Source organism: Psychrobacter piscatorii (genome assembly GCF_001444505.1).
GTDB classification, from domain to species: Bacteria; Pseudomonadota; Gammaproteobacteria; order Pseudomonadales; family Moraxellaceae; genus Psychrobacter; species Psychrobacter piscatorii_B.
Genome location: NZ_LNDJ01000109.1, coordinates 1 through 10,679 on the forward strand (window position 1 = coordinate 1; position 10,679 = coordinate 10,679).

Sequence of the window (10,679 nt, forward strand, 5' to 3'; positions counted from 1 at the left end):
GTCCCACTGTATCGTTTTTATACTGAACTCACTATATCAAAATAAAAGCAACGTATCGTTATGTAGGCTTGTGTCTAATACAAGCTGACAGCGTATTTTTTAAGTGACATATATATGCCAAAAAACGTGACAGCTTTACCGGATATCGCAACCTCGCCTGAGCGTCCGCCGTTATTTTCACGCGTTGGTACATTTATGCTGACGGTAGGGATGGTGCTTGCGTTTTTTATCAGTCAATTGGTAGGCGTCTATAGCGCTGGCAAGCTGGTATTACCTGCGACCAAAAATGCTTCGATGGGCGATATATTCTTTTTTGGCAGTAACGATGGAACAGTCGTGAGCTTATCAATACTCATAGGCTGCGTGCTGCTGATGACAACGAGTGTTCTCATTATTCGTATAAAAGGCGGGGAATGGCGACAGTATTTAGCATTAAAGCCGTTTTCATTTACGGTAGGTATAGGCATGCTAGGATTGCTGTTGATATTTATGATAGTCAGTCAGGCGCTGACCTATATGCTGGACATGACACCGCTGGTATTTGTAGATCCATTGTACCAGTCTGTTAGTTCAGTGTGGCTGCTGGTCTTTGCAATGGTCGTGGTTGCACCTATTTACGAAGAAGTGGTTTTTCGTGGCATATTATGGTCAGCCATCGCAGAGCAGTTCACCGCACCGTCATACTCTGTGCATCACGGTGCGATAGTAGCAAGTATCGTGACCAGTTTGATATTTGCCATCATTCATGTGCAGTATGGCATTTATGAAATCAGTACTATTGTGGTTTTGGCATTCATATTTTGTTATGCACGTATCAAGTCAGGGTCACTATTACTGCCAATCGTACTACATATCATCAATAATGGCGCAGCGATGTGGCAGTATCTTGCGCAAGCGGCGTAGATAACATGCTAGCCACGACAATGGCCAGCATGTGAATTCTATCAAGCCAGTTATATCAGCATTTAGCTATGCGTCAGGATTTAACGATAACACTTCATCGGCTGCTCGTTTAACCTCTTCAAGCGTTAGCTGAGGTTTGCCGCTCAATGCTTGCCGCCATTTGCGTGCACCCATCAATCCTTGAAACAATCCTAGATAATGCCGTGTCATCGTGGGTAGTGCTTCGCCTTTGGCGATTTGTTCTTGTAGATAAGGGTAGAGCTGCTCTAAAATCTCTGAGCGCTTAGGTATCGCGTCGGGTGCTGCCTCGTTCCATAAGCTATTGGCCTCTGCTAATAGATACGGGTTGTGATAAAACGCCCGACCAATCATCACGCCATCGATATGTTGCAAATGCATTTTTATGTCTTCAATGGTATCAATACCGCCATTGATCTCAATATCAAGTTCAGGAAAGTCTTGTTTTAGACGATAGACATCCTCGTAGCGTAGCGGTGGTATCTCGCGGTTTTGCTTAGGACTCAGCCCTTGTAGCCACGCGGTACGTGCATGAACGATAAAACGCGTACAGCCAGCAGCCGCAACGGTCTGCACAAAATCCACCATAAACTCGTAACTGTCAAAATCATCGATACCGATACGGTGTTTGACCGTCACGGGGATATCGACTGCAGCTTGCATGTGCTTGACCAAGTCAGCCACCGTTTTTGGCTCTGCCATTAGACAGGCACCTATCTTGTTGTGTTGTACGCGATCAGAGGGACAGCCCACATTGATATTGACTTCATCATAGCCGTATTGCTGAGCAAATTCGGCGCATTGTGTCATCTCACTGATATCTGCTCCGCCAAGCTGCAATACCAGTGGATGCTCAAGTGTGTCAAAGCGTAAGTGCCGTGCACGGTTACCGTGTATCAATGCACCGGTGCTAATCATTTCGGTATACAGGTACGTGTGCGGGTTAAATAGTCGCGCAAAGTAACGATAATCTGTCGTTGTCCAATCAATCATGGGCGCGACCGAGAGGCGTTTTTTGGTCATATCAACCATAGTTACTAAGCCTTAATGTTTGTGTCTATTGTGTCCATAATAAATGGAGAAAGTGCAATGGAGAAGGTGCAATGGATGAGGCAGTCCATTGCACCTTAACGTTGATCTTGATTGCGATCAGGTAATTATAAAATCACCTGATCAATTTTTTTGAATTCAGGCAGGTTATAAAAATAAAGCCCCATAATAATACCGATAAAGCCCACAAAGGCAATATATAGCGCTGGCGAGAAGCTGATGAGCGTGGTGGCGTAACCAAGACCAAAGGGTATCAGCACACCCACGATACCGTAGGTAATATTATAACAAAAAGAAATGCCGGTGAGACGTACATTGGTCGGAAATAGCTGCACTAAAATGGCAGGGATCATGCCCACGATACCGGCACAGAACCCTAGCAGTGCATACATGATTAAGATATAGTCGCCACCCGCCTGCAGATGATAAAAGAACGCCAGTGTTTGAGCGATAAGTAAAACAGAACCAATGACCAAAATTTTACCAAAGTTCTCATGGGTCGAGATCATGCCATAAAAGACACAGCCAAGAACCATAAATACGATGCCCAAGCTATGAGAAAAGCTAAACAAATCACTGTCTAAAGTAAAGTTGATTTCTATTAGTTCTGGCAGTAGTAGGACAATGACAGAGGTGATACTAGATATCACTATAGTCAGTACCATACTGACAAAGATAGAATGTTTGCAGCGCTTGAATAATACCGTAAATGGTCTACCTAGATTCTTACCAGTTTTTGGCTTATCTAACGCCAAGAAAAACGGAGTCTCTTTAACCAATCGCCATACCAACAATGGCAGACAGGTTAGTAAGGCGCCAACAAAAAACGGCAAACGCCAGCCATAATCAGTCAGCTGTACGGTGGTCATAAAGTCAGTCAGCCACAGAAAAAACGCATTAGAGAACAGTACACCTACCAAAAAGCTAGCCGTAACGTAGCTACAAGCCACTGACAAATACTGCCGAGGGACATGCTCCGCCACAAATACCCAAGATAGCGGTGCGTAAAGACCAAATGCCATACCTTGTATGATTCTCAGCAATATGAATAACGCAGGTGCAAGCGCACCCCACTGCGCATAAGTAGGCAGACACGCCATTGCGAGCAAGCTACCTGCCGTAACGATTATGCTCAGGAAAAAGGTCGGCTTTCGACCTTTGAGATCACCATAACGCCCGAACAGAATGCCACCAAATGGCCGAGCCAAGTAACCAATGACAAACAGCCCCATTCCTTGCAGCTTAGCAACCGTAGGATCGTTATTAGCGGGGAAAATAGCAGCTGAGACAATGTCTGCAATGTACAAATAAATCAAGAAATCAAAAAAGATTACAGCGCTGATAAAGCTTACGAATATGACTGTATTTTTGTCTTTTTTAGACATCAGGGCGTATTGAGAACGAGTCGGCATAATAGATCACGCATCCACGGAGTAAAGTGGTCATTAAGACGATCATCGTTTAGATAATCGGCCATGATAAAAACCGGCAAATCAAAGTATATAAACAATGATTCGCCGGAACAGTAATTTTGTGTATTGTAATAAGAACTTTGATTACAGGATTTGGCTTTTAACAAAAGCAAAACTGCACATCCTGCAATTTTAAGGACTATTTAGAAAAGAGTTTACATATTACAGTAGCCAGTCAATGGGTAACCAAGACATAATAGTAAGCCAGATATGATCACTCATATCGACCCGTGGCTCTGAGTCATAAACAACTTCTTTGCCATCTTCCATGGTGTGCCACTCCAAGCTACCGTTGTCTAGCAGCTTAACTTCATAAGCTTGGTTTAGTAAATCATCACTCAGCGCCCCGTGCAGCTGTCTTGCCAGCTCATCATCGTTGATGATGACGCCCATTTCAGTATTGATATTGGCAGAGCGAGGGTCAACGTTGTAGGAACCGATAAACACTTGATAGTCGTCTACCGCAAACGTTTTTGCATGTAGGCTGGTTGATGACTGACTGCGTGCACGCCAGAGTTTATTGTCACGTTTTTCTTCAGCTGCCGTTGATTTTAGCTCGTATATTTTTACGCCTGACCGCAGCAGGCTAGGGCGCCATTGACTATAACCAGAATGAACAGCGGTCACGTCGGTCGCATCAAATGAGTTGGTTAATATTTTGATATCAACGCCAGATTCGGCGAGCTTCACCAAAGTATCGACCCCATCTTTGGTCGGGACAAAATAAGACGAGATGATGGTCAGTTTTTTGGTTGGGCTACCGAGTAACGTACGCAGTTGATGCACCAAGTTGGTCTCAGGTGAGACGCTTTTGGACAGCTTGCCAACATCGTCACTCAAAAACTGCATGTCTGTCCAACGAAACGGCACGCGTTTGTTGATCAGATCAGTGTCTATCGTCGAGTCTTTGATGGCGGCTTTATAAACCGTCAAGCTACTGCCTTCGTTATTTTCCTCATCTATACCCAGCTTGTCTAATGCCTTCAAAAAATCAGGCGTGACGTCATCGTCGAACTTGGCTAAAGTTTCGATGTCAAACGACAGCGGCGATGACCAGTAACTGGCAAAGCTATTATCAATGTCTGCGACGACTTTACCAATCAGTAAAACATCCAAATCCGCAAACTGGCTGCTTTGATCGTTACTCAGGTACTCATTACCGATATTACGTCCGCCGATAATGGTAATCTGTTTATCAAACGTCATGCTTTTATTGTGCATACGGCGATTGATACGCGGCAAACCTGTGACGTAGTTCAATGTTGAAAACTTACGGTGCATTAATGGGTTGATGATACGCACCGCGATATTAGGGTGGCTCGCAAAACGTAATAGGTGTTGATCAAACTTTGCACTGTTATTAAAATCATCCAACAACAAACGCACGATCACACCGCGCTCAGCCGCTTCCCACAAGTCTTTTAATAGCAGTTGGCCAGCCTGATCATTATGCCAAATATAATACTGCGCATCGATATTGCGCGTGGCCATACCCGTTAAGATACTACGGGCGGCAAACGCATTTGCCCCAGTGACGATCGGATGATAGCCTGACAAATCAGGATGAATTTCATTCTGCGCACTAACAGCGGCCACTAGATCAGTATTGTTGGTTGTAGTCGCTGTATTTTGCTCAATCTTTGGGCTGTCTTCTTGTTGGTATAAAGCATTGACTCGCGCCGATAGCGCTTGGCTCTCAGGTAGATGCGGCTGTTTGGGTAGGCTCTGGCAAGCGCTCAGACCTAAAGTCAGCCCAAGTGTCAGACTCAACGATAAGCTGCTTGGTTCTATACTGAACATCGACATAACGAATTTACCTTGATGAGCCTAAATATACTGATAAATAAAATGCATGGATAAGTAATTTGCTGAAATTGTTCATCTATTTTTAAGGATGATAGCATTGATTGGACGGTCTATAAAAATATCACCAACGCCAAAATTCAAATCGTCGCTAAGCTTAGCAGCTGTTAGCATATCTGCCTATTATAAATACGTTATTTTTGTTAGGTTTGACGATTGATTTTATCGTGATTTATTGTCGGTTAAATCTGCATAATGGCTGTCATATTGAACATCCAGTTATTTTAATAGGCAAAATTAATAATTAGATGTTATCTGAAACCAGATGTGTGGAATAAGTCGGCATGTTATGATAACGCTGATGAATTTGCTTAATAATCAAAAAAATAAGCAGTCCTTTTATACCAACCAAAACAAAGCAACGGAACGTCTATGAGTCAGTCGCAAACGAAAGATGAGAATAATTTGAACCAAAAAAACTCAAACGATGGGTTAGATCCAAACTGGCGTAACGATGCCTTAGATTTAGGGCTTGATTATGGTATGCAAACCATCGCCGTGCGCGCAGGTCAGCATCGTACCGATGAGGGCGAGCATTCAGAACCGATCTTTACCACCAGCTCGTATGTCTACCAATCAGCCGCTGATGCCGCGGCACATTTTGACGGTACAAAGACAGGAAACGTTTACTCTCGTCATACCAACCCAAGCGTCCGTACTTTTGAGCGTCGTCTCGCCGCGCTAGAAAACGGTGAACGTGCGGTTGCAACGGCCTCTGGTATGGGTGCAATCCTGACCATGTGCTTGGCATATCTAAAAGCGGGCGACCATCTGCTCGCTGCCAATCAGTTATTTGGCTCGTCTATCGGTCTGTTTAACAACTATATGGCCAAGTTTGGTGTTGAAGTTAGCTATGTTGATTGCTTTGATAATGAGGCATGGGCCAATGCCGTTCAACCCAATACCAAAGTCATCTATTGCGAAAGCCCAAGTAACCCACTCGCGCAGATTTGCGATATCGGTTATTTGAGCACGCTTTGCAAAGCCAATGACATACTACTGGTCGTTGATAACTGCTTTGCCACGCCAGCATTGCAGCGTCCTCTAGATTTGGGTGCAGACGTGGTTATTCACTCTGCAACCAAATATTTGGATGGTCAGGGCCGAGTACTTGGCGGAGCGTTGGTTGGTAGTGACAAATTGATGCAAGAAGCGTTCACGGTGGTACGCTCAGGCGGTATCAGCATGAGCCCGTTTAATGCTTGGGTGTTTACTAAGGGGCTTGAAACGCTAAAACTCCGAATGCAAGCGCATTGTAACAATGCCAATCAAGTCGCAGAATTTTTGGTCAATCATCCTAATGTCAGTACGGTGCATTTCTCCGGCCTAAGTGACCATCCTGCACACGATCTGGCCACCCGCCAGCATCATATGAAAGACGGTTACGGTGCTATCATGGGTTTTGAAGTCAAAGCATCTGACAGCCGCGATACAAAAGAAGCGGCTTGGCATGTGATTGACTCGACTCAAATGGTCTCTATCACCAATAATTTGGGTGATGCTAAAACCACGATTACGCATCCTGCGACGACCACGCATTTCCGTCTCACCCCTGAGGCTCGTGCCGAAGCTGGCGTTAAAGACGGTCTGATTCGTCTATCAGTCGGTTTAGAAGATGTCGAAGATATTATCAAAGATTTGGCGCGTGGTTTAGACAGCTTGTAAAGATAGCGGTATAATGCCGTCAGTATTTTATTTTAAACTTTAAATTATCCCAATTTATTATTATAAGACAAAGAGGCAACTATGAACATTCAAGCATTGATGCAACAAGCACAAACGATGCAAAAGAAAGTAGAAGCAAACGTTGAGAACGCCAAAAAAGAGCTGGCGAACAAAGAAGTGCAAGCAGAAGCGGGCAGTGGTCTGGTTAAAGTCACCATGACTGGTCGCCATGTGGTCAAGCGTTTGACCATCGATCCAAGTCTGCTAGAAGATGAGCCAGATATGATCGAAGATCTTATCGCTGCTGCTATCAATGATGCGGTGCGTCAAGCGGATGAGCTATACGAAGAAACCATGGCTGGCGCGACCTCAGGTATGGGTCTACCACCAGGTATGCAAGGTATGTTCTAAGCATTAAATACTTTAGACTGAACACAAAAATGGGGTTGTTATCGGCACGATACGACCCCATTTTTATAGCTACGATTTATAAATTTAGTTAAATAAAGTCAACTAAAGGAAAGCCACTTTGCTTACAGCCAAATTTGATCAGCTGGTCAAACAGCTGCGTATATTGCCAGGCGTGGGTCAAAAAAGTGCCCAACGAATGGCACTACATTTGCTTAGTAAAAAACGTCCGCAAGGCATGGCGCTTGCCCAAGCACTAGATGAAGCTATGCGCGATATCGTTGAATGTCAGCGCTGTCATAGCTTTAGTGATGAAGCGGTGTGTCCTCTATGCCAAGACCCTAGACGTGATGACAGTTTGCTATGCGTGGTTGAGACAGCAGCAGATGTCATGGCAATCGAGCAAACGGCAGGGTATCGTGGTCGCTATTTTGTGCTTGGTGGACACTTATCCCCGATTGATGGAATCAGTGCAGATGACTTAAATATTGATCAGCTGGTATGGCGAGCCAAACAAGAGCCTGTTGAAGAGATTATACTGGCGACAGGTACGACGGTTGAAGGTCAGACCACCGCACATTTTATTAGCGAGGCGGTCAGTCGTCATGTCAAAAAGGTGACGCGTTTGGCACAAGGGGTACCGATGGGCGGCGAGCTTGAGTATCTAGATAGTATGACGCTGGGTCAAGCCATGCAAAACCGCTCTTTTTTATAAGGTTTTGATTGCATCAAAGTCTTACCCATTTCATTTCGTGAAATTGTTATAATTGCTTTATTATTGTTCTCCTTTTTCATTTTATTAAGACGCAGTATCGCGTTTTATTTTCTCCTATTTATGCAGGTATCTGCCCGTGTCCAACAACGTTTCAAACGCTTCAGTCAAATCAAACCCTTCTGAGATTACTGATAACTCATCACAAAAAGCAGCTAATACTGAGATGACATCAGTGGTGACACCTTCGGAATCAAATGACGTTGCACTGGATGTTGATGCAATTGATATCGATGCACTGTTGGATATCGCTGATGCCGTCGATGTCACTTGGGTGCGCGAGCAGCACCAATTGGCTGAGGTGATCAATGCCTTGGCAACTTGTGGCCGCGTCGCACTAGATACTGAGTTTATCAAGCGCGACACTTACTATCCGCGTTTGGCACTCGTACAGTTAAATACGGGTAATCACGTATATTTACTAGATGCGCCTGAGTTGCAACTGTCTGAGCTGTGGGACGCACTACGTAAAGTCGATGTGGCTATCTGGCATGCTTGCGGCGAAGATTTAGGCATTTTTTATCTGCTATCTGGTTGTCCACCATTGACCAATATTTTTGATACGCAAATTGCGTTGTCTTATTTAACCGGTCAATTACAAATGGGCTATCAGCAGGCGTTGGCAGATCAGTTAGATATGCATATCGATAAAGAGCACAGTCAGTCTGATTGGCTCCAGCGCCCGTTGACAGACGAGCAGGAGCAATATGCCATTGATGATGTGCGTTATTTGCCAGCGCTGTATCTCAGTATCGAACATGCGCTTAAGGCACAAGGACTATACGATTACGTCTGGGCGGACTGTCAGCTTTATGCCAGTGATTTGTATGACTTGCAGCACGTCGAAGATGAAGCGATGTATCTGACGATGGCAGATTATCGTTATAACTCACAGCAAATGGCGATACTCAAAGGGATTGCGACGTGGCGAGAAGAGCTGGCACGTGCGACCAATCAGCCGCGTACGTTTATCATCAAAAAGCAAGCGGTACGCGAGATCGTCACTGAGAAACCAAACAGCATGCGTGAGCTGGCGCACAAAACGACGATGCACCGTAGTATGCTGCGTCTCTATGGTGAAGAGCTGCTTAAGATAATAAGAGAAGCCAAAAGCCTACCACCTACCGAGCATCCAGCTTGTCTAGTGCCGCCATATCGCTCAAAAAACAAAATCTTGTCAAAAGCAGTGCAGCAAGCGATTGATGATCACGCTAAGGCTATTGGCGTGCCTAGCAGCGTTTTAATGCGCAAAAAATGGCTAGGACAGCTATATGAAGTCATTGCTCTTGATAAAGATCTCAGCGAATTACCGCAAGGGTTAAAAGGCTGGCGCAATGACTGGGTCGTCCAGACGTTGATTCCTGTGATCAGCAAGCATAAAACTGAATTGCAGCAAGGGATGGGTATTAGATAGCAAATACAGCCAACTCAAAAAATTGATGCCTAATTTCACATTGCTTGTTTTTTAAATCAGTTTTTTTTAAATCAATCAATGGCAGTATCAATTTTTTCTCTATCGATAAATGACCGTTTTGACAATCTTGCTTATACTTTTGCTCAGTCATATCTATTCCATTATTCGCTGTTATCTAGGGCATTTTAGGTATTAAAAATATGCTCTAGTGTTCAAACTCACCATTTTCTAAAAAGTAAATCACTTGCCGGGCCACTTCTTTGTCGACCAGCATGCCTGTATGGGTCACAGGCAGTACGATATGGTCGTTGGCGCATTCCAGTCGCGTTTCGCTGACGTAGACAGTGCCATCATGAGCACAGTTTTCTGCCACTGATGCGTCTTCTTTATTCAGTTTGCGATTGTGATATTGCAAAAAAGGTTGCCCTAAGCCGCGCGGTTTATCGCCTGCAATCACGCCCATATGAATATGTTCAGGACAGGATGTCGCTTTGCCATCGAGCGCATCAGCATAAGATCGTCCTACAATTAAAGGGCTCAAACGCCATACGTAATCTGCGCAAACACTTCCTACATGCGGCGTGCCAAGCGTGACGCAGCGTCCAATTTGCCACTTGGGATAATTGGCCAAAAAATCACGAATAATCAATCCACCCAAGCTGTGACCGACCAAATCTATCGGTTGATCGGGATTGTGGTTGGCACTCAGCCACTCATGTAATCGCTGGCTGTTGGTTTTGATACCGTCGCGCATGCTGCGATAACTGTATTGATGGGTGGCAAAACCTTGCGCTTGTAAACGCTTCGCTAAGGGACGCATCATCCAAGTCGTTTGATGCAAACCATGTATCAAAATCACAAGGTTTTTTCGTTTAGGCGCTTTTTGTGCCATGTCTTTTTGTTGCATAACAATATCCAAATGAGTAGCATTATAAGATTTTTTTATCGACGATTGTTTATAAAAATGAGCGGATAGACAGACATCTTATATTAGCGCTTTAGGGGTAAGGGTTGTCAAATTATCTGAGTTTTTTAATTTCAATATTAGCTATTTTTTCGCTGTCAGGTTGTACTACTTATAGTGAACTCAGTATAAAAACGATACAGTGGGACT

10 protein-coding genes are annotated in these 10,679 nt (G+C 44.4%); 5 read left to right on the plus strand and 5 right to left on the minus strand.

Annotated elements, in window-relative coordinates; all coding sequences use genetic code 11:
* The first annotated feature begins 114 nt into the window (after positions 1–114).
* The gene (locus AS194_RS11810; RefSeq protein WP_058025690.1) at positions 115–903 is read left to right on the plus strand and encodes a CPBP family intramembrane glutamic endopeptidase; all 789 of its coding nucleotides are present in this window, start codon (positions 115–117) and stop codon (positions 901–903) included.
* A gap of 66 nt (positions 904–969) precedes the next feature.
* On the opposite strand, the gene dusA is transcribed toward AS194_RS11810, so the two are convergent.
* From dusA to AS194_RS11825, 3 genes are all read right to left on the minus strand, one after another.
* Positions 970–1,953, minus strand: coding sequence for a tRNA dihydrouridine(20/20a) synthase DusA (gene dusA / locus AS194_RS11815; protein WP_058025691.1), 984 nt, complete (start codon positions 1,951–1,953; stop codon positions 970–972).
* 125 nt (positions 1,954–2,078) lie between these two features.
* Positions 2,079–3,383 (minus strand): MFS transporter, encoded by a 1,305-nt coding sequence (locus AS194_RS11820; protein ID WP_058025692.1) that lies wholly within the window; start codon positions 3,381–3,383, stop codon positions 2,079–2,081.
* 222 nt (positions 3,384–3,605) lie between these two features.
* Positions 3,606–5,249, minus strand: a complete 1,644-nt coding sequence (locus tag AS194_RS11825; protein WP_058025693.1) for a phospholipase D family protein — start codon at positions 5,247–5,249, stop codon at positions 3,606–3,608.
* A gap of 429 nt (positions 5,250–5,678) precedes the next feature.
* Between AS194_RS11825 and AS194_RS11830 the strand changes: the two genes are divergently transcribed.
* The 4 genes from AS194_RS11830 (at position 5,679) to AS194_RS11845 (ending at position 9,565) form a co-directional block, all read left to right on the plus strand.
* Complete coding sequence (locus AS194_RS11830) at positions 5,679–6,971, plus strand: O-succinylhomoserine sulfhydrylase (protein WP_058025694.1); 1,293 nt, start codon at positions 5,679–5,681, stop codon at positions 6,969–6,971.
* Positions 6,972–7,052: 81 nt separating this feature from the next.
* Positions 7,053–7,382: a YbaB/EbfC family nucleoid-associated protein gene (locus AS194_RS11835; RefSeq protein WP_025651278.1), complete on the plus strand. Its 330-nt coding sequence runs from the start codon at positions 7,053–7,055 to the stop codon at positions 7,380–7,382.
* 118 nt (positions 7,383–7,500) lie between these two features.
* Positions 7,501–8,094: a recombination mediator RecR gene (gene recR / locus AS194_RS11840; protein ID WP_058025695.1), complete on the plus strand. Its 594-nt coding sequence runs from the start codon at positions 7,501–7,503 to the stop codon at positions 8,092–8,094.
* Between the two features lie 136 nt (positions 8,095–8,230).
* Complete coding sequence (locus AS194_RS11845; protein ID WP_083499688.1) at positions 8,231–9,565, plus strand: ribonuclease D; 1,335 nt, start codon at positions 8,231–8,233, stop codon at positions 9,563–9,565.
* On the opposite strand, the gene AS194_RS13730 is transcribed toward AS194_RS11845, so the two are convergent.
* On the minus strand, positions 9,558–9,716 hold the full coding sequence (locus AS194_RS13730; protein WP_161808417.1) for a hypothetical protein: 159 nt from the start codon (positions 9,714–9,716) through the stop codon (positions 9,558–9,560). The genes AS194_RS11845 and AS194_RS13730 overlap by 8 nt on opposite strands.
* A 54-nt stretch (positions 9,717–9,770) precedes the next feature.
* Entirely contained in the window at positions 9,771–10,472 is a 702-nt protein-coding gene (locus AS194_RS11850) for a lipase family alpha/beta hydrolase (protein WP_227511648.1), read from the minus strand.
* Positions 10,473–10,679: the final 207 nt, after the last annotated feature.

Coding starts and splice junctions, on each gene's coding strand:
- AS194_RS11810 (WP_058025690.1), top strand. CDS start 115: ATGCCAAAAAACGTGACAGCTTTACCGGATATCGCAACCTCGCCTGAG.
- dusA (WP_058025691.1), bottom strand. CDS start 1,953: ATGGTTGATATGACCAAAAAACGCCTCTCGGTCGCGCCCATGATTGAT.
- AS194_RS11820 (WP_058025692.1), bottom strand. CDS start 3,383: ATGCCGACTCGTTCTCAATACGCCCTGATGTCTAAAAAAGACAAAAAT.
- AS194_RS11825 (WP_058025693.1), bottom strand. CDS start 5,249: ATGTCGATGTTCAGTATAGAACCAAGCAGCTTATCGTTGAGTCTGACA.
- AS194_RS11830 (WP_058025694.1), top strand. CDS start 5,679: ATGAGTCAGTCGCAAACGAAAGATGAGAATAATTTGAACCAAAAAAAC.
- AS194_RS11835 (WP_025651278.1), top strand. CDS start 7,053: ATGAACATTCAAGCATTGATGCAACAAGCACAAACGATGCAAAAGAAA.
- AS194_RS13730 (WP_161808417.1), bottom strand. CDS start 9,716: ATGACTGAGCAAAAGTATAAGCAAGATTGTCAAAACGGTCATTTATCG.
- AS194_RS11850 (WP_227511648.1), bottom strand. CDS start 10,472: ATGCAACAAAAAGACATGGCACAAAAAGCGCCTAAACGAAAAAACCTT.